Source organism: Akkermansia sp. UNK.MGS-1 (assembly GCF_000980515.1).
Taxonomy (GTDB): Bacteria; Verrucomicrobiota; Verrucomicrobiia; order Verrucomicrobiales; family Akkermansiaceae; genus Akkermansia; species Akkermansia muciniphila.
The window spans coordinates 217048-242144 of sequence record NZ_LBCB01000001.1; the positions used below are offsets into that span (position 1 = coordinate 217048).

21 protein-coding genes are annotated in these 25097 nt (G+C 55.3%); 10 read left to right on the forward strand and 11 right to left on the reverse strand.

What is annotated here, in order from left to right; genetic code table 11:
- Positions 1-34: 34 nt before the first annotated feature.
- Positions 35-1345 carry a trigger factor gene (tig, locus tag WW58_RS00940; RefSeq protein WP_102737570.1) on the reverse strand — a complete coding sequence of 437 codons (1311 nt, stop codon included), beginning with the start codon at positions 1343-1345 and terminating at the stop codon, positions 35-37.
- Between the two features lie 297 nt (positions 1346-1642).
- Between tig and bamA the strand changes: the two genes are divergently transcribed.
- The 5 genes from bamA (at position 1643) to WW58_RS00965 (ending at position 7104) form a co-directional block, all read left to right on the forward strand.
- On the forward strand, positions 1643-4030 hold the full coding sequence (bamA, locus tag WW58_RS00945; RefSeq protein WP_288143382.1) for an outer membrane protein assembly factor BamA: 2388 nt from the start codon (positions 1643-1645) through the stop codon (positions 4028-4030).
- A 33-nt stretch (positions 4031-4063) separates the two neighbouring features.
- Positions 4064-4813 (forward strand): hypothetical protein, encoded by a 750-nt coding sequence (locus WW58_RS00950; RefSeq protein ID WP_046434531.1) that lies wholly within the window; start codon positions 4064-4066, stop codon positions 4811-4813.
- 36 nt (positions 4814-4849) lie between these two features.
- On the forward strand, positions 4850-5785 hold the full coding sequence (gene metF, locus WW58_RS00955; RefSeq protein WP_012420096.1) for a methylenetetrahydrofolate reductase [NAD(P)H]: 936 nt from the start codon (positions 4850-4852) through the stop codon (positions 5783-5785).
- A gap of 52 nt (positions 5786-5837) precedes the next feature.
- Positions 5838-6575: a tetratricopeptide repeat protein gene (locus WW58_RS00960; RefSeq protein WP_046434533.1), complete on the forward strand. Its 738-nt coding sequence runs from the start codon at positions 5838-5840 to the stop codon at positions 6573-6575.
- 256 nt (positions 6576-6831) lie between these two features.
- On the forward strand, positions 6832-7104 hold the full coding sequence (locus tag WW58_RS00965) for a hypothetical protein (RefSeq protein WP_012420098.1): 273 nt from the start codon (positions 6832-6834) through the stop codon (positions 7102-7104).
- A 92-nt stretch (positions 7105-7196) separates the two neighbouring features.
- Here the strand turns inward: WW58_RS00965 and WW58_RS00970 are convergent, their stop codons facing one another.
- From WW58_RS00970 to WW58_RS01005, 8 genes are all read right to left on the reverse strand, one after another.
- Entirely contained in the window at positions 7197-7823 is a 627-nt protein-coding gene (locus tag WW58_RS00970) for a TetR/AcrR family transcriptional regulator (RefSeq protein ID WP_031930717.1), read from the reverse strand.
- A 132-nt stretch (positions 7824-7955) separates the two neighbouring features.
- Positions 7956-11114: an efflux RND transporter permease subunit gene (locus WW58_RS00975; RefSeq protein ID WP_046434537.1), complete on the reverse strand. Its 3159-nt coding sequence runs from the start codon at positions 11112-11114 to the stop codon at positions 7956-7958.
- A gap of 90 nt (positions 11115-11204) precedes the next feature.
- Positions 11205-12623: an efflux RND transporter periplasmic adaptor subunit gene (locus WW58_RS00980; RefSeq protein WP_146023978.1), complete on the reverse strand. Its 1419-nt coding sequence runs from the start codon at positions 12621-12623 to the stop codon at positions 11205-11207.
- A gap of 32 nt (positions 12624-12655) precedes the next feature.
- Positions 12656-13936, reverse strand: a complete 1281-nt coding sequence (locus tag WW58_RS00985; protein ID WP_022197894.1) for a TolC family protein — start codon at positions 13934-13936, stop codon at positions 12656-12658.
- A gap of 145 nt (positions 13937-14081) precedes the next feature.
- Positions 14082-14510, reverse strand: coding sequence for a hypothetical protein (locus tag WW58_RS00990; RefSeq protein ID WP_022197895.1), 429 nt, complete (start codon positions 14508-14510; stop codon positions 14082-14084).
- 82 nt (positions 14511-14592) lie between these two features.
- Positions 14593-15618 (reverse strand): ankyrin repeat domain-containing protein, encoded by a 1026-nt coding sequence (locus tag WW58_RS00995; RefSeq protein WP_012420104.1) that lies wholly within the window; start codon positions 15616-15618, stop codon positions 14593-14595.
- Positions 15619-15630: 12 nt separating this feature from the next.
- Entirely contained in the window at positions 15631-17112 is a 1482-nt protein-coding gene (locus tag WW58_RS01000) for an MFS transporter (protein ID WP_022197897.1), read from the reverse strand.
- Positions 17113-17242: 130 nt separating this feature from the next.
- Positions 17243-17887 carry a hypothetical protein gene (locus WW58_RS01005; RefSeq protein WP_022197898.1) on the reverse strand — a complete coding sequence of 215 codons (645 nt, stop codon included), beginning with the start codon at positions 17885-17887 and terminating at the stop codon, positions 17243-17245.
- A 25-nt stretch (positions 17888-17912) separates the two neighbouring features.
- Here WW58_RS01005 and WW58_RS12685 point away from each other — a divergent pair, with 25 nt between their 5' ends.
- Complete coding sequence (locus tag WW58_RS12685; protein WP_164907830.1) at positions 17913-18050, forward strand: hypothetical protein; 138 nt, start codon at positions 17913-17915, stop codon at positions 18048-18050.
- Between the two features lie 139 nt (positions 18051-18189).
- Positions 18190-18801, forward strand: coding sequence for a hypothetical protein (locus WW58_RS01015; protein WP_146023977.1), 612 nt, complete (start codon positions 18190-18192; stop codon positions 18799-18801).
- Between the two features lie 107 nt (positions 18802-18908).
- Here the strand turns inward: WW58_RS01015 and WW58_RS01020 are convergent, their stop codons facing one another.
- On the reverse strand, positions 18909-19826 hold the full coding sequence (locus WW58_RS01020; protein ID WP_022197900.1) for an ArsR/SmtB family transcription factor: 918 nt from the start codon (positions 19824-19826) through the stop codon (positions 18909-18911).
- Between the two features lie 37 nt (positions 19827-19863).
- On the opposite strand from WW58_RS01020, the gene metK reads away from it, so the two are divergent.
- Positions 19864-21048 (forward strand): methionine adenosyltransferase, encoded by a 1185-nt coding sequence (metK, locus tag WW58_RS01025; RefSeq protein WP_046434549.1) that lies wholly within the window; start codon positions 19864-19866, stop codon positions 21046-21048.
- 22 nt (positions 21049-21070) lie between these two features.
- Positions 21071-22486, forward strand: a complete 1416-nt coding sequence (gene ahcY, locus WW58_RS01030; protein WP_046434551.1) for an adenosylhomocysteinase — start codon at positions 21071-21073, stop codon at positions 22484-22486.
- A 145-nt stretch (positions 22487-22631) separates the two neighbouring features.
- Here the strand turns inward: ahcY and WW58_RS01035 are convergent, their stop codons facing one another.
- Positions 22632-23645 (reverse strand): glycosyltransferase, encoded by a 1014-nt coding sequence (locus WW58_RS01035; RefSeq protein ID WP_046434554.1) that lies wholly within the window; start codon positions 23643-23645, stop codon positions 22632-22634.
- 449 nt (positions 23646-24094) lie between these two features.
- Between WW58_RS01035 and WW58_RS01045 the strand changes: the two genes are divergently transcribed.
- The gene (locus WW58_RS01045; RefSeq protein ID WP_046434556.1) at positions 24095-25078 is read left to right on the forward strand and encodes a hypothetical protein; all 984 of its coding nucleotides are present in this window, start codon (positions 24095-24097) and stop codon (positions 25076-25078) included.
- The last annotated feature ends 19 nt before the right edge of the window (positions 25079-25097 follow it).

Sequence of the window (25097 nt, forward strand, 5' to 3'; positions counted from 1 at the left end):
TCCCCCTGGTAAGGTGTTTTGTGCAGAGGAGGGGTTACTGCTCGTCTACCGTTACTTTGGCCTCTTTTGTCAGGAAGTCCAGAACCTTGGCTGTCAGCAGGCTCATTCTGATGCCATGCACACGGCCTTCGCGCTGGAGTTCGCGAATGTAGGATTTGAGGTTCTTTTTCTGCTGGCGGGCCTGGCGGGCCACTTCGTTGTAAAGCTCCATTTCCGTGACGGCAATTTTTTCTACCTGCGCCACTTCCTGAAGCATGAAGAAGACCTTGAGGTTGCGCTTGGCCTCCTGTTTGGCTTCTTCCCGGGCTTCCTCCACAAACTTATCCATGTCTGCCGGGGCATTTCCGCTGTACATGGCCTGCTGCATTTTCTGCTGGAGGATGCCGTACACTTCACGTTCTACGACAGCTTCCGGAAGGTTGAAGTCAAGCATGTCCGCCAGCTTTTCCGTGATCTGATCGGCCTTGGCTTCATCAATTTGCATGGCTTTGCGCTGGGCCAGGTTTTCCTTCAGGGCAGTTTTCAATTCTTCCAGGTTTTTGCCGGGAAGAACTTTTTCCGCAAAAGCGTCATCCATGGCCGGAAGCTGTTTTTCCCGTACTTCTTTCACAGTGGCATGGAATACGAGTTCCTTGCCGCGCAGCTCCGTAATTGGGAAGGTATCCGGAATCGTGACGGTGATATCCTTGCTGTCACCGGCATTCAGGCCTTCCAGGGCAGAGGCGAAGCCGGGCAGAAATTGATCGTCTTCCACCTTCATCCACTGGCCGTCACGGCCTTCCAGGAAGCCTACGGGTTTGCCTACGGCTTCCGCTACGGGCTTGCCGTCCAACGTGGTTTTGAAGTCGATAATCGCTACGTCGTCTTTTTTGGCAGCGCGGTCCACAGGGGTGAATTCCGCGATTTGTTCAGCCAGGGAGTTCAGAGCTTCCTCTACGTCTGCTTCCGTTACTTCGGAAGAGGGAACCTTGACTTCGATGCCTTTGTATTCCGGCAATTCAAATTCGGGAACCACGGTCATCGTGCTGGTAGCGGTGTAGTTGCCCTGGTCATCCAGAGATTGTTCCGGCTTTCCGAAGTTGAGCACTTTCAATTTGGGGTTTTCTTCCAGAGCGGTGGAGCAGGCCGTTTCAAAAAGGGTGTCCAGCAGTTCTTCTTCAATTTCTTTCTTGAAGCGCTTTTCAATGATGGACTTGGGTGTTTTGCCGGGGCGGAAGCCGGGAAGCTTGGCTTTGGCGGCATAGGAATCTACAATGGAGGCGCGGCGCGCAGCCGTGGTTTCTGCGGGGATGGAAGCTTTCAGCGTGGCTGTGCAGTCCGGTTGAATATCAACGTTGATTTCCATAAATAATACGGTCAGTGTTAATTGAAAGTGGTTCTGTTTCAGCTCCGGGATGGCGGCAGCGGTCAAAACACGAGCGGCGACAACTTTAATGAGAGGGTATCTGGAGTGCAAGCTATTGCACGGGAATGACACAATTGCCCTCCTGAGCGCGCATGCGCACGCGGCGTAAGAAATACGGGGCAACTGTGTTCTACGTGGAATCACGTCTTGACTATGCAAGAGGAAAAGTCCTTTATATCCCAAGCATTAAGTTCAGCGCTCATGATCCGTCCCGTTTTTTTGTGTGTTTCCTTTCCCTTGATAGCGTGTTCGGCTGTTTTGGCCCAGGATGAAACTTCCCTTAACAGAGGCGCCTATGGTTCCGTGATGACTCCGGAACAGGTAATGCGGGAACTGGGGCCGGGCACGGGGCTTCTTCCCGGTGACCAGGCGTATGAGGGGCGGCCTGTGAAGAGCGTTTCCGTGCGGTACAGAAGCACCGGCAAGACCGTGTCCGAAGACCGTCTGAAAAATTTGCTGGCTACGCAGCCGGGCACCAGTTATTCCCCGGAAGTGGTCAACAAGGACTTGGAACGGTTGTTGGAAAGCGGTCTGGTAGGCGGCAATACAACAGTAGCCGTGGAGCCTTCCGGCGACGGCGTGGCGGTGGTGTTTGAAATGGCGGCCCAGAATCTGCTGGGCGGCGTGGGGTTCCGCGGCAATACCGCGTTCGACAACAGGGACCTCTCCGAGGAATGCGGGCTGAAGGGGGGGGAAGCTCTCAGCGACAAGGCCCTGAGCAGCGCTATTGCCAAGCTGCGCACTTATTACCAGGAAGCTCGGTATCCGGATGTACGTGTTTCCTATTTTTACCAGAAAACGGAACGGCCCGGCTTTGTGGATGTGGTCTTCGACATTAACGAAGGAAAGAAGGCCAATATTATCAAGATTGACTTTGTGGGCAATGAACACATCAGCGCCAAGGATCTCCGACAGGTGATGAAAACCAAGGAGAAGGGCTGGCTGACCTGGATTACCAAATCCGGACGCATTGACCGTGAACAAGTGGAGGACGATCTGGCGGAATTGGTGACTTATTACCGCAATAAAGGTTATCTGCGCGTCAAGCTGGACAAGGTGGAATATTTTGACGCCGGCAAAGGCAATGAGCAGAAGCTGACGATGAGAATTAGCCTTACCGAGGGGCGCCGCTACAAGGTCAACCAGGTTGCCTTCGGCCCCACCAAGGTGTTTACGGCCCAGGAACTGATTCCTGGCCTGAGCATGTACAACGGGGATACCTATTCCGCCCAGAAAGTGGCCGACGACGTGACGATGATCCGCCGTTATTACGGTTCCCGGGGGTATGCGGACGCCTCCGTGCGTCCGGACATTCAGGAAGTGGGCGTTGATCCCAAGACAGGTTACGGACAAATCAACATCGTGTACCATGTGACGGAAGGCAATCCCTACCGCGTAGGCAATATCCGCCTGACCGGGAATAACCGCACGAAGGATTACGTCATCCGCCAGGAACTTCCCCTCCAGTCCAATGACCCCATGAACGCCGTGGATTTGGATACCGCCCAGAAGCGCCTCCAGAACCTGAACTATTTTGACATGGTGGACGTAGCCCAGGTGGGATCCACGCGGCCCGGCTACCGTGATATCAATATCGAGGTGGCGGAAAAACGTACGGGGTCCCTGAATATCGGCGTGGCATTTTCCTCTATTGAAAGCGTTTACCTGTTCGCAGGCATCACCCAGTCCAATTTTGACATGTATGACTGGTCCTCTTTCGTGGGCGGCGGCCAGCGTTTCGCGATTAACGCCCGTGTCGGTTTTGAAACGCAGGATGCCAGCATTTCCTGGGTGGATCCGTGGTTCCTGCACCGCAAGCTGGCCTTCGGGACGGAAATCTTCTACAGCAATTCCACATATTTTTCCGATTATTACGACCAGCAGAATTATGGCTTTGCCATTTCTCTTCGCAAGCCGATCGGGGAACTGGATTACGTGAAACTGGAATACCGCCTGGAACAGTACCGTATTGACGCCGAAGGGAACGCTCCTATCTTCTTCTGGCAACAGGACGGAGACTACCTGCGCAGCCATGTGGAGCTTTCCTACACCATTGATACCCGCGACGCGCAGATTTTCCCCCGCAAGGGAGGCAAATTTGAAGTGCTGGCCGGTTATTCCGGCCTGGGCGGCGATGTGCATACATACAATTTCGGCGTGAATGGCTCCTATTACTGGAATTTGCGCGGAGACACCATTTTCAGCATCAATGCCGGTGCGGCTACCGTGGATTCCTATGGCAACCACGATGTGCCCATTTTTGAGCGCCTGTACCTCGGCGGGCCGTACAACATGCGCGGTTTCCGTTTCCGGGACGTGGCGCCGTACAATCCCGCCCTGAGCGGTGATGAGACGATGGGCGGCCGTTCCTCCTTCTTCTGCCAGTTTGAATATTCCATTCCTGTGATTGAAGAAGTGCGCGTCGCGGTGTTTTATGACATCGGTTTTGTCAACGGAGACTCTTTTGACTTCAGCACGTCCAAAATAGTTTCCGACTACGGGATTGGCCTGCGCCTGAACCTGCCCATCGGTCCGCTGGCAGTGGACTATGCCATTCCGATTCAGAAGAACAATGCCATTGACCGCGGAGGACAATTCCAGTTCTATCTCAATTATTCCTATTAATTACGTTTGATAATTTCTCTACCGTTTGACGACATGAGTAATTTCCGCATTCTTATCCTGGCGTTTCTGGTGGTGGTGCTGGCCGTTCTGGGAATGATTTATGTGAATATTTCTTCAAGAATGGATGTGATTCAGCAACAGCAGCAGATGGCCTCCGCTCCGGTACCTGTCAATTCCTCCCCGTATCTTCCGATGCCCACGCAGGCTCCTGCCTCCGCCGTTCAGCCGGTGGTGGTGGCGGATCCTGTGGTGAGCGAGGAACTGGCTCATGTCTCGGCGGAGCTGGAACGGATGAAGAAGGAGAATGAAGAACTGAAGAAGCGTCATGCCCTGGCGGAGGAAGAACGCGATTTGTTGGAACGCCAGAGCATGGAAAAGGGAGATCCCCGGCTGCAATGGCTTAATGAAATCAAGGATGCGGAGCAGGTGGGCCGTGTGACGGAATACTACCGTGACGCCAACCTGGTCCTGTTCCAGTCCATCGGCCAACCTGACTTGAAAGTGGGGCAGGAGCTGGGAATCCGCAGACGCGGGAGCATTTTCGTATCCCTGATTATCGACGGAGTTGACCCGGACGGGAAAGTGTTCCAGTCCTACGTGAAGCGTAATACGCTTTTTGATAATAATGACAAGGAACCTATCAAGCCGGGGGATGAAGTCATTGTTCCGCCTGCGAGCTGGCAGGAAAACATGACGGAAGAAGACAAGTCCGGTATGGCTTCTCCCTCCACCCCCGTCCCCGTGGAAGCTCCCAAACCGGTGATGATTCCCATGGAGCCGTGATGCGGATCCGTATTTAGCCAAGCCAAGTAAAGAGAAGTGCACCTGAGAGAAAGATTGCAATCGGGCGCCGGTCCCAGCCTGTCCTTTGAATTTTTCCCGCCCAAAAACGAGCAGGCAGCATCGGCCTTGTACCAGACTATCCGTGAACTGGAGCCTTACCGCCCCAGTTTCGTCAGCGTGACGTATGGTGCAGGGGGCTCCACCCGCGAGCTTACCCGCGAAGTGGTGTTGCGCATCCAGCATGAATCCCGTATTCCTACGGTGCCCCACCTTACTTGCGTAGGGCATAGCCGGGAGGAGGTATGGAATATCCTGGACCAATACGCCCGGGCTGGAGTGCGGGCCGTTCTTGCACTTCGGGGAGATCCTCCCCGGGGAGCGAAGGATTACAACCGCGATGCGGATGTTTTTCGCCATGCGGCGGATCTGGTGACGTTTATCCGTGAATATAATGAATCCGGCCGTCACCCGGATCCGGATGGATTCGCCATAGGCGTGGCCGGCTTCCCGGAAGGTCATCCGGCCACTCCCAACCGTCTGCGCGAGATGGATTTCCTGAAAGCCAAGGTGGATGCCGGCGCGGATTATATCTGCACCCAGCTGTTTTTTGACAATCATTCTTTCCTGGATTACCGGGAACGCTGTCTGCTGGCCGGCATCAAGGTGCCTATCCTGGCGGGAATCATGCCTGTGACCAGCCTGTCCGGCATGAACCGCATGGCAGAGCTTTCCGGAGGCACCTGTTTTCCGGCCAGGCTGCTTAAGGCGCTGAAGCGTGCGGGTTCCAATCCGGACGCTATTCAGGAGGTAGGCATCCAATACGCCTCCAGCCAGTGCGCCGAACTGTTGGATTCCGATGTGGACGGCATTCATTTTTATACGCTTAACCAGAGCCGGGCAACGCGGGAAATTTACAGGAATCTGGGACTGAAGGATTCCCTGCAGCTTTTGGAACATGGCGAAGATAAGTAAAAAGCTGATTGATTTGGTTGGGACAACACGGTAGAACCCTCTTCAACATATTATGGATATCAAGGATATTAAACGGGCCATGGACAATATGCCGATGGGCGACGGAAGTGCGTTTGCGGAAATTTCCGTCGGCCCGGCCAAGCATGAACAGTTTTTGGATGAACATTACGGCAAGGTTGCGCTGGTTGTGTTGCTATGCGTCCTTGGGGCTGCCGGATGGATTATTTATAATGGCGTGCAGGATTCCATGGAAAGAAAGGCAGGCGCCGCTCTGGTGGCCGCTATGCCGGAATCCCCGGCAACCGGGGAAATTTCCCTGGACGAACAGGGGCTTCAGCAGGTGGTGGCTGACTTTGACAGTTCCCGCGCCGCCGTCACTGCCTCTTACCTTCAGGCCATTGCCTTGTGGAACGCCGGCAAGGAGGATGAAGGCGTGGCCAAAATGAAAGCTTTTATTGATTCCGCTCCCACGGAGGAATGGAAAGCCCAGGCTTCCGTTACCCTGGCCTGCCGTCTGATGAACCGGGGGAAAGCGGATGAGGCGGAAGGGTTGTTCCGTTCCGTGGTGGATGCGGGAGATCCTACTTTTTCCGGTTTTGCCACCATGTGCCTGGGGGACATTGCCCGGGCTAAGAAAGACAATGCCGCCGCAGGCGCCTTTTACCGTGAACTGGCGGAGAAATTTCCGGCCAGTGCATTTGCCTTGCAGAGCGGAGGCTACCTGCTGCGCAAGAGCCTGTTTGATATTCAGAGTCCCGTTCGTATTGAGCCCGCAGTAGAACAGAAATAATCCATGCGGGCGTTTCCGAAGTTTTCCGGAAGATGAACGCTTTTTCCATCCGCATGTCTGTTTTTTTACAGTGCATGCGGATTTCCGTATTCAGGAACGCCGGAACAGGGGGGTAATGAAAAGCCTGCTGCGCGCGTAGCTGTTATGATTCCGGGAATTCCGTTCAGGACTGTGACATATTTAAACAAATCATCAAGGGATTCCGCGCTTACCGGATGTAACCGGGCTGCCGGTGTTAATCCTTATTTTTTATCTCATGAACAGGCATATTAAATCATTCTGGCTTCTTCCCCTGGCGGGAATGACGCTTTCTTTCATGCCGTCCTGCACGACGGACAGCTACGGGAACAGTTCCGTAACGCCCGGTGGAGCCGCCGCCATCGGTGTGGGGGCGCTGGCTGCCGGCGCTGCTATTGGGGCGGCTGTCCAGCATGACCGTGACAAGGACAGGTACCGCAATGACTGGCGCCACCATAATCCTCCTCCTCCGCCTCCCCGTCCGCCTCATCGCCCCCAATGGCGGAGGTAAGAAGGGAGCGTGCGTGTAAGGGCGGCGATATTTTGGTTCGGCAGGGGGCCGGGAGGCGACGCGTTTTTCCGGTCTGCCCCTTTGCTGAAATCTCAGACCCGCCGTATGCCGCGGAGCGCCCAGGTCATGCGTTGTCTGGCGCTTTCCGGATCATTGAGGATAGAACCCAGCAAGTCGAGAACGGGCCGAGCTGCTTTGGAGTCGTGCACTTGGAGCTGTCCGGAAAGGATAAAGGGGGCTCCCCCGCAGCAGACAAGGTAAATGAGGATGTTCATGGGGTCTCCCATGAGCACGGATCCTTCCTGCTGGGCTTCCCGTATGGTTTCCAGCAGCACAAGGGGATGGCGCGTATGGATTCCTGAAATGAAACGGATGGCCGCCTGTTCCCCTGCCAGGGCGTCCAGAACCAGCTGGGCAATGAATTGGCCGTGACGCAGCAGGAACTCCATGACGTCTCCCAGGATGGCTTCCAGTTTTTCAAAGGCCGGAAGATGAATGTTGGCATGGGTCCTGATGCCGGTGAACAGAGGTTCGTACCAGCGTTCCAGAAGCTCGGTCAGAAAAGCTTCCCGGTTGCCGAAGTGATAGACAAAGCTCCCTGTATTGGTGCCGGCCCGCAGGGACAGGCCGCGAACGGTAAGGGCGCGCAGCCCGGATTCCCCGACAATCATGGCACCCGTATTGAGCAGGTGCTCTCTGGTGGATTTCCGTTTGGGCATGAAGGTGAAGCTTGAACCTCCATGTGTGCCCCTTATCGGCCTGCAAGGCAAGGACTCGTTATGTCTGTTGCTGTAAAAAGCGGAACCGGGGCTCATCCTCTCCCCGGTCCCGCCGCCGGAGTCCTGAATGAATCAGGAGGTTGCTTTCAATTCCTTCCGCCGGGAGGCAATCCAGCGGGAGAAGAGTTTGGCCGTGGCCGGAATGATAAGCAGGTTCAGGATGGTGGCTGTCACCAGCCCGCCGAACTGGACGATGGCCAGGGGGCCGAGCAGTTCGCCTCCGGGCTGGTCAATGGCCCAGATCAGCGGGAGCAGCCCCAGCACGGTAGTCAGGGAAGTCATGATGATGGGGACCACGCGTTCCAGAGAACCTTCCCGTATGGCTTCCGCGGGTTCCATCCCCTGATGTTCTAGGGCCCGGTACCTGTTGAGCAGAATCAGGCCGCTGCGGATGGCGAAGCCGATGACGGTCACGAACCCCACAATGGAAGCCACGGAAAGAATGGGAGGAATGTAAGTTCCTCCAAACAGGGAGGACAGCGTACCGGGGGAGGCAAGGAAAACGGCTACGATGCCGCCCACCAGGCACAGCGGTATGTTCACCAGAGTCAGCATGGCGCGCCGGACGCTTCCCAGTGCGGAGGAAAGGAGCAGTACGATGAGCACCATGACGATGGCGCCCAGGACGTAAAGCCGTTGTGATGCGGATTCCCGTGCTTTGATAGTGCCGTCATAGTCTACGGTACAGCCCATGGCGTTCATTACCGGGTCCAATTGTTCCCGACAGGCTTTCGCGAGGTCTCCCAGGTTGGAATTGGGGGAGGGATTGCAGGAAATCATGGCTTTCCGCATGGTGTTGTCCCTCAGGATGAGGTTGGAAACTTCCTCCCGGTACACCTGTGCCACGTCGTCCAGGCGCACGGTTTTTTTATTGGGGGAAATGAGTTCCAGGTTTTTGACATCTTCCATGGACGTTTTAAGTCTGGGGTCAATGCGCAGGACAATGTTCCAATGGTCCTGGTTTTTGATGACTTCTCCCAGTTTCTGTCCGTTCATGGCCGTGGAAACCTGTTCCGCAGCATTCGCCATGGTCAGGCCGTAGGAAGCCAGGGCTTCCTGATTGTATTGCACGCGAATGGTATCCACCATAATTTCCCGGTTGGCGCGTGCATCCGCCACTTCCGGCATGTTCTCCAGAATTTCCTTGGCTTTCCGGGCCGCCAGGCGGAGCTGGGGCAGCTCCGTGCCGTAAATGTTGATGGCGATTTCCGAGTTGGAGCCGGACAGAGCGGAACTGATGCGATGGGCCAGCGGATAGCCGATCATGGAGCTGGTGCCGGGGATGCCGTCAATGCATTTCTTGATGGCGGCGCGCAATTCTTTCTGGTCTTTCTTCAGATCCACGCGCACGAGCAGCTCGGAGGCGCTGACGGGTTCTGCGTGTTCGTCGTTTTCCGCGCGTCCCGTGCGCTGGGTGACACTGAGAACCCCCGGAATCTGTTCAATATCTTTCATCACTTTCCGGGAGATGCGCTCCGTTTCATCCAGGGAAGTTCCCGGCACCGTACTGACGAAGACTGTGTAGCAATCCTCGTTGAACGGCGGCAGGAAACTGGTTCCGAACGTGGAACCCAGCCACAGGGCCAGCAGCGTAATGGCCGTCATGATGGCGCAGACCGTTTTGGAAAAGCGCAGGCAGAATTCCAGGATGGGGGCATAAATGCGTTTAATGAGGCGGGAGCTGAAGGAATCCCCGCTTTCCAGAGTAGCGGCGTTTTTGCTTTTCTTGAACCATATGTAACAGAGAACCGGAGTAATGGTGACAGCTACAATAAGAGAAGAAAGCAGGGCCAGCATGTAGGAGATCCCCAGGGGCCGGAAAAACTGGCCTTCCAGACCGGACAGGAAGAGCACCGGAGTGAATACCAGCAGGATGATGACGGAGGAGAAGGAAATGGAGCCTACGATTTCGCTCTTGGCTTTCATCAGAACCTCATACTTGCTCTTGCGCTTATCTTTCGGCAGGGCGGCGTTCCTGTTCAGGTGCCTCCAGGCTATTTCCACGAAGATAATGGCGTTGTCCACCACGTCTCCCACGGCTACGGCAAGGCCGCCCAGGGTCATGATGTTGATGGCCAGCCCGAAGACGGGGAACATCATCATCCCGAACAGGATGGACAGGGGCATGGAAATCAGCGTGATGATGGCCGTGCGAAGGTTCAGCAGCGTCAGGAAGATGACGATCATGACCACCGCTCCGGCAATGAGGAGGGTTTCCGTGCCGTTATCCAGGGACATTTCAATAAAATCCGCCTGCCGATAGGCTGCGGTGTGCAGTTTCATTCCCTTGGGAAGCTGGCTTTGACTGAATTCCCTGACGGCTGCATCCACGGCCTGTGTCAGGGCCAGAGTATTGGCTCCCGGCACCTTCTGCACGGAAAGCACTACGGCGTCTTCCCCCATAAATCCGGCATCTCCCCGCCGCGGCGCACCGTCTATCTTGACTTCCGTCACATCCTGGAGCCGGAGTATTCCGGAGGCATGGTCCGGAACCAGGGCGCGGTTGAGCTGTTCAATATTGGCGGTGCGGGTATCCTGCTGGATGGGGAGTTCCTGCCCGGCTACATCCTCCAGATACCCTGCGGGGACGGAAGATTGGGATTCCTGAATAGCCGTTTTCAGGCTGGAAAGGTCCACCCCGGCCAGTTTGAGTTTGTTGGGATCATAAATCACCTGGTATTCCGGCAGACGCCCGCCCAGCACCGTGACCTGCCCCACCCCGGGAATGGCCAGCAGGCGCGTGCGCAGCTTGTATTCCGCCAGTTGCCTCATGTCCAGCTGGGAGGTATCCTTGTCTCCAGTCAGGGCGATGAGCATGATTTCCCCCGTTATGGAGACGATGGGGGCCAGCTCCGGGGATGTCCCTTCCGGCAGGGATTCCCGGACTGCTCCAAGACGTTCCGTTACAATCTGCCGGGCCTGGTAGATATCTTTGTTCCAGTCGAAATCCACCCATACGAAGGAAAGCCCGCTGCCGGAGGAGGAGCGGACGCCTTTGACTCCGGCGGTTCCGTTCATGGCGGACTCAATGGGAATGGTGATGTATTGTTCCACTTCTTCCGCAGTAAGGCCGGGGGCTTCCGTCTGGATGGTGACACGCGGGACCTTCAGTTCCGGGAATACGTCCACGGGAATGTTCTTCACCACGAAAATGCTGATGATTGCCAGCGCAATCGTCAGCAGGATCACAGTAATCCTGTTGTTCAGGCAGAATGAAATGAGAAAGTTCATGGATTCTGATTGCTGAATACCTAAGATTCAAGGGTTTATTCCAAAGGAATTCGGGGTATTTGTTCCTTAATCTTTTATTTTGTACATCGTTTAGTGTTCTCCTTCGTGGAACTGGCCGTCCGCGTGGAAGTGCCCGGCTGCTTTTTTGCTTCCGGCCTCTCCGGTGGGCAGGATGTATTTCAATTCATACCCGCCCTTGGTGACGATGGTCTGTCCCGGCATCAGTCCCTTGACGGGCGTTTTTCCCTGACGGGAAGGCAGTGTTTCCACTTTTTTCATGACAAATGTATCGTTTCCCGCCTTGATGAAAACCACGTCGTTCACCCCTACCTTGACGACGGCGCTGTTGGGGACGGGAATGAAGCCCTCCGTGGCGGCGTCATGGGAGTACAGATCCAACCGGGCCAGCTGGCCGGCATGTGTCCCTTCCGGTATGCGGTCCGGGGTAAAATACAGGGCCCTGGACTGGGTGGCGGGATCTACCTGTTCGGCCACCCTCAGGGAGCCGTTCAGCAGTTCCGTGTTTTTACCGCTGGTCAGAGTCAGCCGGGCTTTTGCATAATGGACGGGATCCGTCCCATAAATGGTCGTGGTAAATTCCAGATCCCCTTTATTGGTCATGACGAGGGCAGGTGCGCCCTGTTCTCCCCAGGCCCCTTGGGTCATGTTCACGGACTGAACGGAACCATCCGCCGCTGCGTATATGTAAAGAAGGTTATTTTTCAATACGCCGGACTCCATCACCAGTTTCAATTTATTGTTGCTGGCGTTCAGGGCAGCCCGGAGGCTGTGGATTTCCGCCTCTTTGAATTGGATGGAAGTATTCAGTTCGCTGTTGCGGGTGCCGATTTTTTCCAACTGGGCCCGGCGTTCCCTGAGGGTTCCGAGTTCTGCTGCGGCACGGTCCAGCGCGGCCCTGGCCTGGGAGGCGTTTCCTTCCATTTCCACAATATCCGGGGATGCCAGCGTGTACAGCAGTTCCCCTTTGCGCACTTGTTGTGCGGATTTGACGTTGAATGTCACGCGCCCTGCGGCGGGAAGGGCGTATGTGGTTACCGCATGGGGAGGAATGACCATCTGCCCGTGAAGGGTTTTCGCCGCTCCGTGGGAGGTTTCCTCCACTTTCTCAAAGCGCATGTCCAGAGAATGGCGCGCTTTTTCATCCACATGCACGGGAATCATGTCCCCCGGTTGGCTGGAATTTTTTTCCGCAGACTCTTCGCGTTCATGGTCGCCCGTGCATGCTTCCCCTTCCGCGTGCTGGTGACCTTCCAGTTCATGGTCGCCTGTGCAGACGGCTCCGTCCGCATGCCTGTGTTCTTCGTGGGCGTGGCCCTGAGTACAGGTTTCCCCTGCCTTGTGCTGATGGTCGTCATGGCCGTGATCCGCCGTGCAGGCGGAACCGTCCTCGTGTTTGTGTTCTGCAGGGGCAGGCTGTTCTCCGCGTGCGGAATGGAGACAGAAAGCAGGAGCCAGTCCCAGCATGATGGAAAAATAAAGATGTTTCATATTCATTAAAGATGGTGGAGGGTTGATGTGGATTAAAGGTTGGCGTGGGTGAGGTAGCGGAGCTGGGCCTGAACGGCCAGAAGCTTGTCCAGATTGTCCAGGAAAGCCAGGCGGCTTTCGTAAAGCTGGTGGCGGTTTTCCGCCAGTTCCAGCAGGGATGCTTCCCCAATGCCGTGCAGCTTTTCCATGGTCCGGACGGAGGCGGCGAAGGATTCCATGCGCTGGAGTTCCGTGCGGCAGTGGCGGAGCGCCATCTGCTGGCTGGCGTCAAGCTGGCGGGCGTTGAATAATTCCGTTTTCCAAAGCTGGATGGTTTCCTGTCTGGACAAGTCCCGTGTGCCTCGGGCTTCTGCAATGGCCTTGCGATTGCGGTTCCAAAGGGGAAGATTGAACCCTATTTCTCCGCCTACTTCCTTTTCTCCTTCGTCGCGGGTGAAGGAGGGGCCGAGCTCCAGTTCCGGGTACTGCCGGCGGATTTCCGTTTTGAATAATGTCTCCGTGGTGGCGTAGGTCGCCAGTTGTGCCTTGATTTTTGGAGAGGCGGTCAAGGCTGAAGGGCCGGGAGCCGGTACGGCGGCGGGAAGCTGGAAATTCTGTTTCGTCAGGAAACCGAGTTTCCGTACCGCAGAAGGATGCAGGCCCATCAGCTTGACGAGTTCCATTTTTTGCTCCAATTCCGTTTCCGTCACGGTTTGGAGTTCCCGGATAGCGTCATTCATCCGCTGGGAGGCTACCTGCCGAGAGGAAAAATCCACTTCCCCCGCGCCGATAAGCTGTTCAATCATGCCGTTTTCCCGCCGGATGGCATTCAGCCGTTCCCGGATGACCGTCTTGCGGCGCTGGGTAACGGCCAGTTTGCTCCATGCCTGGTCCAGGGAACTGAGAAAATCCAGTTCAGCCTGGCGGAGGGTCCAGAAGTCGGCCTCCTTGTATTGTTCCGCCACCTTTTTTTCCAGGGCGGGGAGGCCGGTTACGGGAATGGTGAAGCCCAGGCTGCCGGACATGTTGACCGTATTTTCCTGGAGGACTTGTTCAATATCCCAGGAAAAGGAGGGATCGTTCCACCAGCCCGATTGCCTGGCTACTTCATTGCTGGAAGCCAGTTTCAGCCGGGCTTTGTTCAGATCCGGATTCATGACCAGGCCGATCTGGCGAGCCTGGTTCTGAGTGATTGAGGTAGGGGAATCTACGCTGGACGCCTCTTTCCAGGAGGCTTCCTCCGCGTTCAGGTCGATAGGCGCGCTGTGGTAGACGCTGCATGAGCTGAGCAGGGCTGCCAGGCCTATTCCGGCGAAGAATGGTGTGGATTTCATGATGGAAAAGATAATAAAAACAGTTCGGTCCAATCAGGTTTGGACAATGCGGCGAATAATTCCGCGGAAACAAATAAAAGCGGCCGCCGTATTAAAGGCAGCGTACCGCAGGAAACGCCCTTAAGGACGTTTCTAAAAAGAGCCGTTAAATCAGCAGGGGAAGTTGAAAGCCTTCATGCGTCGGGCCGGCGTTCCTGAAGGGGTCAGGGGGAACCGGTGTTGCGGAATCCGATGTTTGGCTTATTAAAAGAAGAGGCCGGGCCAGATGGTGGAAATCCGGCAATGTCTGCCAGATGACGTAAGGCTGGGGCAGAGGTGCATGAGGAACGGGAACCGTCAGATCATTAATCTCCAGCTGCCGGTGTTCGCAGAGGTGCCCGGCCAGAGGGCTGGAAGAGCCGGTGCGGGGCACATCGTCCCCGTGGCATTCGCAGGGGGCGGCATCCTGATGGCAGGAACAGGAAAAAATGAAAATTTCTTCATGACACGGGCACACGGAAACCATACCCGTTCCGCCTACGACGACCAGCAGAAGGGTGAGCAGCATGATGCCGGTGCGCAATGCTCTAACCATGGTATGCCGCGAATCCTAGAAAGGAGCCGTGAAAGCGTCAAGAGCAAAAGTGGCGGATGTCTGAACCCTGAAGGAAAGGCCGTTATTTTTCCGCCGCTTTGCGGAGCAGGTCCACGGTGTGTTCAAAAGCCACACCGCGGACATCAATGATCCGGGAGTTTTCCGCGATTGCTCCGGTGATTTCCTCCCGGAATTTTCCGGACTGTTCTTCCGTGAGCAGGTTTTTGGAACTCAGGGAGCGCGTGATGAGCTGGAGGACGTACCCTGTTTCCACGAAAGACTGGCGTCCCACGGCTTTTTTCATGGCTTCCATGAATTCCGGGGCGTGTTCGGGCGGCAGGCCGGCCACGGCCTTTTCATAAGCGCGGATGAAGGAATCCACCGGGGCTTTGGAAACTTCCGTCTTAGTGAGGTCAAAGCTGGATTGATAAGCGAGAGCTCCTTCTTCCGCCAGTTGAAGGGCGTTTTTTCCGAATTTGTTGACGGCAGTCATATCCGCTCCTTTTTCCAGTAGCAGGGCCGCCACCTGGAAATTACCGCGCATGGCTGCCAGCATGAGGGGCGTAAAGCCGTTGCCCTCCCGGTTGTTGATGTCTGCTTTCCTTTCAATCAGCATGTCGGACAGGCGGTCCAGCCCGCTCCAGGAAGCCCAGTGCAGCGCGGTCCACCCGTCCTTGTCCTTTCGGTCGATTTCCACGCGGGGGTCTTCCAGAAGCCGGTCCAGATAGGGGGCCCGAGTGGCTTCCAGCTTCAGCGTGGTCTCAATGTTGTTGTAGTTGGCGTAGCATACCCACATGACAGGAGTTCTGCCATGGGGATCCGTCATGTTGACAAAAGCCTTTCCTTCTGCCGCAGCCAGTTCTTCCCCTTCCTTCAGGGTTTGTTCGAATTCCTTCATCCCCTTGACTCGGGCTTCCTTCTCCTCCTGTTCGGAGGAAGCGTTGACTTCTTTGGCCTCCGCTTTCTTCATTACGGTGATAAGGTCCAGGGCCGGGTTGGGATCTCCAGAGAAAGATTTGGAGACCAACAGGCTGAGACCGCCGAGGAGGGAGCTGAAAGCTACCAGGATGAGGGAATCCACAATGATGTTGCGCGTGTGCTGGTTCATGGTCTCGTAAGTTCAGGAGTTGGCTTCCGTAAATTCTTCCGCCGTCAGGGCGGGATCCGTTTCCGCTTCAATGGCGCTGATGGGTGGCGATGCCGCGTCTTCCTCGGGATGGTCCGAGGTGATGGTCCTGCGGGTCATGATAATGGCGATGGGGCTGATTACGGCCATGGCCAGGTAAATGGTCCACATGAATTCCGGGGAGTCCCAGAAGCCGATGTGCCCGGTATCCATCTTGGCGCAGATGCCGTCATAGCAGAGGTAGGCGACGAGCAGGCCGCCGATGATGCCATTGATGGGTTTGGCGATGAACATGGGAAGCGCCGCCAGAGACATGTAGGAGGCCACTTTGTCTTTCGGAGCTACCCGCGCCACATATTCGGAGAAGCGGGGGGAGAAGAGCAGTTCCCCGAATGCGAATACCAGGATCTGCGCCACAATGGCTACCAGATACGCCTGAGAGCGCGTTTCAATGCCGGGCACCAGGTAGTACCATTCAATGGGAATGGCCATGAAAACGAGAGAGAAAGCGGAGATGGACATGCCCGCAATCATGAGACCAACGGTAGAGAAGCGGCCCAGCACCGGAATGAGCAGGATGAGGCCGGAGACGATGATGGCCGGGTTGACGGCATTGATGGAGCCTATGGCAAAGTCGTCATATAGCGTACGCACGTAGTATTTGGGCATCACCAGGAATTGCAGCGTGAAAACGATGCGCACGCCCATGGTCAGCACAAGGAAGAGGATAAGTTTGCGGAAGGCGGATTCCTTCCACACCTCCATGAAGAGCTGGAGAGGTCTGCGGAGGGGGGCATTGATGTTCGCCTCCCGTTCGCTGGGTTCCGCGTAGTTGTCTTCATTAATAAAACGGGTGGTGATGCAGCCCAGCAGCACCATCAGCGTTCCGAAGTTGATAATCCAGTATCCGCCGTCCACGGCGCCGAAGTGCTTGCGGAAAAATTCAATCAGGAACACGTTCGCGATGACGGCGGAAATGTTCATCAGCAGGTAGTAGATATTGAAGCCCGTGGAACGCGCTTTCAGCGGAGTGAAGCGCCGGATGGAAGTTTGGATGACGGGGGACATGAACGCCGTGCCGAAGGACATAATCAGAATGCCCGCCATGACGGCCAGCCTTCCGGAGTCCACGGTTGGGCTGAGGTCCGGACCGAAGCCCATGATAAGGCGCCCGGCAATGAGGATGATGAAGCCGATCAGGTAAGTGCGCCGTATGCCGATGATGTCGCAGATGGAACCCACCGCGAAGACGAAGGCGGAGATGAAAAGGGTGTACAGGCCTACCCAGAGGGCGGCGTCCGCATCGTTGAAGCTGCAATAGTCTGTCAGGTAGAGGACGAATACCGTAATCATGGAAAAATAGGCCATTCCGTCGAAGAACTGGACGACGTTGGTAAGCCAGAAATCCTTGGATACGGTTTTCAGGATCTTGAATTCCGAAAAATATTTGAGGATGGGGTTTGCGGACTCATTCATGGAGAGATGGAAACGGTAAGGAAAAGTTGACGACGATGAAAGAGTGGGTTACACGCATCCCCGTTTCAAGATTTTTTTCTCCCAAAGGCCGGTTTGACCGGAAAAATGCGCTTCATCGCCGGGGAAACCGCTATCTGGGCAGAATGCGTCGGAAGCCTGCCACGTGGCACCATGACAACGCTTTCAGGCATTGTTCCACAGCCATGGCGTCCGAAGGCAGCACGGGCCACAGCCCGGCTTCCTTTAGCCCTGATTTGGCTATTTCCGCCGCTTTCCATTCGCGGAACTGGGAGGGAAGGGCGGAGAAAGTGAAAAAGGCCCAGCAGGCCAGCCCGATGGCCAGCGCGATCTGGAATTTCAACAGTCCGGCCGTCAGCATTCCCAGCAGGATAAGAGCTGTGAAAAAAGGAATCATCGTGGCGCGCGCAGAGGCGGTTTTGCGGGCTTTTGCCGCCTCCGGGTCTTCCCGGACCAGGCTGCTCATGGCCCAGGTATGGGCTACGCAGGCCAGCCGGCCTGCGGTCACCTTGCCTTCCCATGCCGGAGGAAGGCTGATGAATCCGTTTTCATCCACTCCGGGAAACCGGGCTTTCTCCAGTTTCCGCTGGCGTTTTTCCGCACCGTCCAGGCGGTGGATTAATCCCGCCGGGCCGGGGAAGCCGGGCAGTTCCCGGGATTCGTAGGTGCGCAGGGGAATGATGCCTTTGGTGAAACGCAGCGCGGCAATGACACCGAGCACGACCACGGAAAGGAAAATCACTACTGCGAATAGCATAGACGGTTTTTTCTCATATGCCCGTGTGTCCGTCAATCTCTCCGGCTGGCATGAAGCCGTCCTTCCCGGCCAGCAGCCGGGTACGGGTGCGGACATCGTTTTTTCCTTCTTTTCCCGCCCGGAACGCTTGGAAAACGGAGGGATGGAGCTTATGTCGGAATGATCTGCAGTTCCGGGTGTTCCTCTGGGCGGGCACAACATTCCGGCATGGATTTTCTTCATGCCGGAGGCGCTGGATTTGGGTTGATTTTCCGGCGTTTTTCATGTAATGGCTGACCGCAATGGTCCATATTCGGGAATGCATGAGGAGGTGGCTGCCGTTTGTCATAATGGCGGCCTCCCTGGGTGTGTCTCTCGCCCAGGATGTAGCGAGCCCCGATGCCGCGGATCTGGATTTGGACCTGGTCAAACTGAAAAGTGGCCCCAAGGGCAGACAGAGGGAAGCCATGAGGAAGGTCCTCCTGCTTGTGCATCTGAAGCAAAAGGAAACGTGGCTGGCGGAATCCACGGGGGATGAGGCCGTGCATCTGGCGGCGGAGATTTCCTTCCGCCGGTATTTGGCTTCAGTGGATATGGGCGGATGCCCAGGGGAATTCAAGTGCGCTTTCCTGCGGTATGCAAAGCTCCTGAATTCCTTTGAAGAAAAAGATTTGAATAGTGTCGCGGATTTTCCTGCGGTCCCTCTGCAGGCTGCCGGAAGAGAGCTGTTCCGGGTGCTGCTTACTTACCGTCTGGAGCCGGAGCATCTGCTGGAGGAAATGAAAGCGCTGGTGGATGAGGAAATTGAGGGTAAGGAGGAGCTGTCTGCAGGACAGATGATGGATATTGTCCGGGGAATGCGGGAAGCCCTGCAATCCGGAAGCCGCCCCTTTCCGGCGGAAAGGCCTCCGGAAGACAGGGTTTCCGGGATGTAGCGGCTTTTCATGGATGGCATGCCGGTACCGTGAGGAATCTTGTGGAGGCATGTCGGAAAGTCCGCTCCGGCTATTCCGGAAGGAAAATGGATTAAGACGGCTGTACGTCACGGTTTCCAGGCGGCGGCCATCAGAGTCTGGAAATGGGGCGGGTCCGGCTCCCTGTCCACAATATCCGTGTGGATGTTCCGGAATCCCGCTTCCTTCAGCATGCTTTCCAGGGCGGCGGGCGTGAAGCCCAGCCAGCGGTCCGCGTAAAGTTCACGGGCTTCCTCCTGTCCATGCTGGAGCAGATCCAGCACCACCAGGCAACCGCCGGATTTCAGGATATCCCACGCAGCTTCCAGCGCTCTGGACGGCTTTTGCGCATGGTGCAGGGCCTGGCTGAGCAGGGCCAGATCCACCGTGCCGGGTTTAATGGGCGGCGCTTCGATATCGCCCAGGCGGTATTCCAGATTGTCCAGCCCGTGTTTGCGCGCCAGCTCCTGCCCCAGCTCCACCATGCTGGGGGAGTTGTCTACGGCGATCACCTGTTTGGCGCTGGGGGAGATGAGCTGGGAAACGAAACCTTCCCCGGCTCCCAGGTCCGCCACTACGTCATAGTTCAGAATGCGGAGCAGAGCACCGGCCAGCGCTTTCCAGGAACGGCCGGGCGCGTAGTTCTTGCCCAGACGGCACACTACTTCGTCAAAATAGGCCTGGGTGCGGTTTTTGCGCTTGTCCAGGATAACCTGAAGGGCTTTTTTGTCCGTTTCCGCCTCCGGCAATTCCTCGCAGGCTTTCAGGGCTACATTGTGCAGATCACCTGCCAGGGAAAGAGTGTAAAAGACGTTTTTGCCGGAACGGGCGTCCTCCACCACCCCTTCCTGCCGGAGCTGGGCCAGCTGGGTGGAAATGCGGCTTTGCCCCATGCCGAGAATTTCCTGAAGTTCCGCGACGCTCAGGGATTCTTCATTCAGAACGTTGATGATGCGCAGGCGGGTGGGATCTGCCAGGAGTTTGAGCGTTTTTAGGGTTGACTTCATAGCGGAATAATATATCAACACATCGAGATTTATCGATATGAGTAGAAACACCCCTCACATCTTTACGTCGGAATCCGTTGGAGAAGGCCATCCGGACAAGGTGGCCGACTACATTTCCGACTCTATTTTAGACGCCTGCCTGGCTCAAGACAAAACTAGCCGCGTTGCATGTGAAACGTTGGTGAAGAGCAATATGGTCATCATTGCCGGAGAGCTGACGACCAAAGCGGTGATCGATCCGGAAAAAATCGCCCGCCAGGCCATTCGGGAGATCGGGTACTGCAACAGGCAGGACGACGACGTTTTCCATGCGGATACCGTCTTTTTCACGAATTTGCTCACGGAACAGTCCCCGGATATTGCCCAGGGAGTGGACGCCCGGGAGGCGGAGGGCAAGGGCCATGCGGAGCAGGGCGCCGGAGACCAGGGCATTATGTTCGGCTTCGCAACGAATGAGACGCCGGAGCTGCTTCCGGCCCCCATCGTGTTTGCGCATAAACTGCTCATTGAGCTGGCCAGGAGGCGCAAGCGCGGGCATGTGGACTGGCTGCGCCCGGACTGCAAGTCCCAGGTGGCTGTGGCCTATGACGAAGACGGGCGTCCCGCGCATATTGAAAACGTAGTTATTTCCACCCAGCACACGGAAGACGTGGACCATGACACGATTTACTCATATTGCGTCAAACTCATTAAAAATGTGCTTCCTGCGGAGCTTCTGGATGAGAGGACGGAATATTTCATCAACCCCACCGGGAAATTCGTCGTGGGCGGTCCCCACGGGGATTCCGGCCTGACGGGCCGCAAAATTATTGTGGACACATACGGCGGCATGGGGCGCCACGGCGGCGGAGCCTTTTCCGGGAAAGACCCGTCCAAGGTGGACCGTTCCGCCGCGTATATGTGCCGCTGGGTTGCCAAGCACATTGTGGCTGCCGGACTGGCGGACAAATGTGAATTGCAGGTGGCTTACGCCATTGGCTACCCCGCTCCGGTTTCCATCCGGGTGGATACGTTCGGTACCGGGAAAGTGGAGGAAATATCCATTGAAAATGCGCTGGAAAACATCTTTTCCTTCAAGCCCGCGGATATGGTGAAACAGCTGAATCTGCTTCAGCCTATTTACCGGAAGACGACGCACTACGGGCATTTCACTAATCCGGAACTGCCCTGGGAACAGCTGGACGAAACGCGCCTGGCCTTCCTGAAACAACTTCTTCATTAATCCTACGACAACGCTTACAGACATGTTTTCAGAAACGGAACAATACAAGGTGCGCGATATCGGCCTGGCGGATTTCGGACGCAAGGAACTGGATATTGCGGAGCATGAGATGCCCGGCCTGATGGCCGTGCGCGAAAAGTACGCTGCCGCCAGACCCCTGGAGGGCGTGCGCATCATGGGCTCCCTGCACATGACGGTGCAGACGGCCGTGCTGATAGAAACGCTGACGGCTCTGGGCGCTTCCGTCCGCTGGGCGAGCTGCAACATTTTCTCCACCCAGGACCACGCCGCCGCCGCCATCGCCAAATCCGGCACCCCCGTTTTCGCCTGGAAGGGGGAAACGCTGCGGGAATACTGGGACTGTACGTGGAAGGCCATGAACTTTCCGGACGGGCTGGGGCCGCAGCTGATTGTGGACGACGGCGGAGACGCCACCCTGCTTATCCACCGCGGGTATGAAATGGAAGAAGGCTCCGACTGGGTGGATACCCCGTCGGAATCGGAAGAAGAGGAAGTCATCAAGGCTCTGTTGAAAAAAATTGCCGAGGCGACTCCGGGTATTTTTCATCGCTGGCTTCCCGAGCTGAAAGGCGTTTCCGAGGAAACGACCACCGGCGTGCACCGCCTGTACCAGATGCAGGCAGCCGGCCGTCTGCTGATTCCGGCCATCAACGTAAACGATTCCGTAACCAAGTCCAAGTTTGACAACCTGTACGGCTGCCGTGAGTCCCTTGTGGACGGCATCAAGCGCGCCACGGACGTGATGGTTGCCGGCAAAGTGGCCGTCGTCTGCGGCTACGGGGACGTGGGCAAGGGCTGCGCCCAGTCCCTGCGCGGCATGGGAGCCCAGGTGGTCGTGACGGAAATAGACCCCATCTGCGCCCTTCAGGCAGCCATGGAAGGCTACCGCGTGCTGACGGTGGAAGACACGCTGGGCTGGGCGGATATTTACGTGACCACCACGGGAAACTGCAACATCATCCGCATCGAACACATGGAAAAGATGAAGGACCAGGCTATTGTCTGCAACATCGGCCATTTCGACAATGAAATCCAGGTACACAAGCTCCAGACGTATCCCGGCATCAGGCATCTTAACATCAAACCCCAGGTGGACCGCTACACGTTCCCGTCCGGCAACAGCCTGTACCTGCTGGCGGAAGGCAGGCTGGTCAACCTGGGCTGCGCTACGGGCCATCCCAGCTTCGTGATGTCCAACAGCTTCGCCAACCAGGTGCTAGCCCAGCTGGAATTGTGGAATACCCGTAAAGACCGTTCCGTGGGCGTGGAAGTGCTGCCCAAGGTGCTGGATGAGGAAGTGGCGCGGCTGCACCTCGCCAAGATAGGGTGCAAGCTGACTGTCCTGCGTCCGGAGCAGGCGGACTACATCGGCGTTCCGGTGGAAGGTCCTTACAAGCCGGACTTTTACAGGTATTAACCTTGTCAAGGTTTTCTTTTCCCGGCCGTTCCGCGCAGGCCTGTCCGGCGGAACGGCTTTTTTGTTTTCCCGATGATGGAAGGGAGGGAGGCAGGGTATCAGTACGTTTATTTTTCTTCCTGTTTTTTATGCAGGATCCCTGCTGTTAGTGAAAAAAAGGAAGACTTTTTATCCGGTCTTTAATGTTCAAATACCTTTGCAGCAGGCAAAACGGGAGCAATCTTGGAATGCTGACCAGCCAAAGCCCCGGCCTGCATTGCAGGATGTTCCAAAACCATTTGAGTTTGGTAAGAAGGCTGTTATCGAATGAAGCATAGGGGAAGAGCAGGAGCCTTCTCTGTTCCGCCTGAATCAGCCTCATCAGGCGGTCGGCGGCCTGGTATGTTATTTCCCCGGACTTATGCTTTCCGTATACCTCTTTCATGATCATTATCCAGGTTGTTATCTGGAATTCCGATCTCTTGATCAGGGTTGTCCTGGGGTTCCCGCTCTTAAAATTGCAGATATTGCTGTTGTGTCTCCGATAGTACGAACACCGTTTGCCGGATGCGACCATGCCTGATTTTTTCAAATAGGCGCGCATGGACAGCATCATATCGTCCGAAATGCCGGGACCTGAAGGCAAATACTCGAAGTCGCTGAACAAAGACCTGTGGTACATGGCATTTCCGCCAAAACAGCTGTAAACATGGGAAATGTCAAAAATACATTCCCTGTAAGGTTTGACGACGACGGAATCTGAGTCTGGCAGCATGCGTCCATAGGCGGGTTGTCCATCTTCATCGATTTCATTATAAGAATGGCAGTAAACCAGATGACCGGGATATTGTTCCGCCAGAGACGCCAACGAGGAAATCCTGTCTTCCCGGGCGATGTCATCGCCGTCAAACTTGATAATCCATTCCCCCCGGGACAAATGAACGGCACATTGCAAATTCCCTGCAATTCCCCGGTTGCTTTCGTTACGGTGGAGAATAATACGCCGTCCTTCTCCCTCTTTTTCCACCATTTCTTCCAGGCATTCAAAAGAACCGTCCTGAGAAAAATCGTCCGAAATAATTATTTCCCATTCTCCTGGATAATCCTGTTTTAAAATAGCCCGGAACTGTTCCTTGATAAAACGTTTCTGATTGTAACAAAGAAGAATGGCTGAAATCATGAAATCGAATAAACAGTTTAAGTTTTTTTAAACTGTCTAAAAATAACGAATTCCAAATTCGATTGGGGAATTCCAAATCCGGAGTCAAGGTTAAATTTTGAAAGAAAGGAACTTCTGAAAATAAGCTTCCCCAATGACCGGGATCTTCCGTCTTCATGATTCCATCCGGGTAACCCCATCAATTCCCATTCCGGCAGAAACATCCATACCTGCCGGAAAGTCCGTATTTCAAAGAAAATTATTGATCATCAGTTTTATTTCCTTTCTGCGAAGAGGCTCTCCTGTCATGCAGAAACAACCGCACGCAATCTCTTTTTAATTACAGCGGATTTGGAATCCGTGTAATATGCCCCGCACTCTTTTTACTGTGCGTGCACTCAGAGAGCAAATCCCTTTTTTTCAATAATTTATGTTGAAGGGTACGGTTTGTTTCTCAACATCAAACGGCCATGGATACTTCTTCCCGGAAAACGTCTCTTGTTGTGTTGTTCAACCATCAGTATGAACGTAACATTCCGGTAATCAGAGAGCTTTATTCAAGACGCTTTTCCGGGTTGCTTCAATTAATGCCCTACTACAAGGGAGATGCCCCTGACGTATGTTCCGTCTTCGGGAATTCTTTCCAGTTCTATAATTATATTTTGCAGTCCAGGGAAAGAATCAGGCGGTTGGATGGCGATTATTTTCTTATTATCGGAGACGATCTTCTTTTAAATCCCAGGTTTGACGAATTTTCAACGCCGTCCCTGCTGGGAATCCATGGGGAGGATACGTGTTACCTTGACGGTTTTGTGGATGTTTCTCTTCCGGTGTGTTACCGGGGAACGGCGGAAGCCCACCATTTTTCCATAACCCCTCCCGGTATTGATGCGGAAAGCGTCAACAGGAACGTTCCGTCCTATGAGGAGGCCAGGCGGATTTTAAAATCCAGGAACCTCATGCGGCATGATGAATTGTCGCGCGTACGCATGTTTCTGCCCAAATGGAGCTCCGGGGGGATTCATGCGAATTGGAAAGTGTTGAAGGGCAGGGTATGGCATCTGCTGAATTACTGGAAGCACCGGATTAAAAAATACCGGTATTCCTATCCTGTCGTTTTCGGATATTCGGACATTGTCTGCATTCCGAAAGGGAAATTGGACGATTTCTGCCGTATCCTTGAAGTGTTCTCCGCATGGAACATGTTTGTGGAGCTGGCCATTCCCACGGCGTTGCAGCTTCTTCCCGGAACAAAGCTGGCTACGCTGGAGGACACTCAGTACAAGTCGGGAAACGTCTGGTTTCCCCAGGATCCGGAACACTTTGAAGCCATGAATGCCGTCATTGACGGGCTCGTGTCCTCTTCCGGAGGAGACCTCGGCAAGCTGCTTGCCTCCTTTCCGGAGGAATACCTGTATCTCCATCCCGTGAAATTGTCCCGCTTCGCCAGATAGTGGCGTCAATAAATTGGTC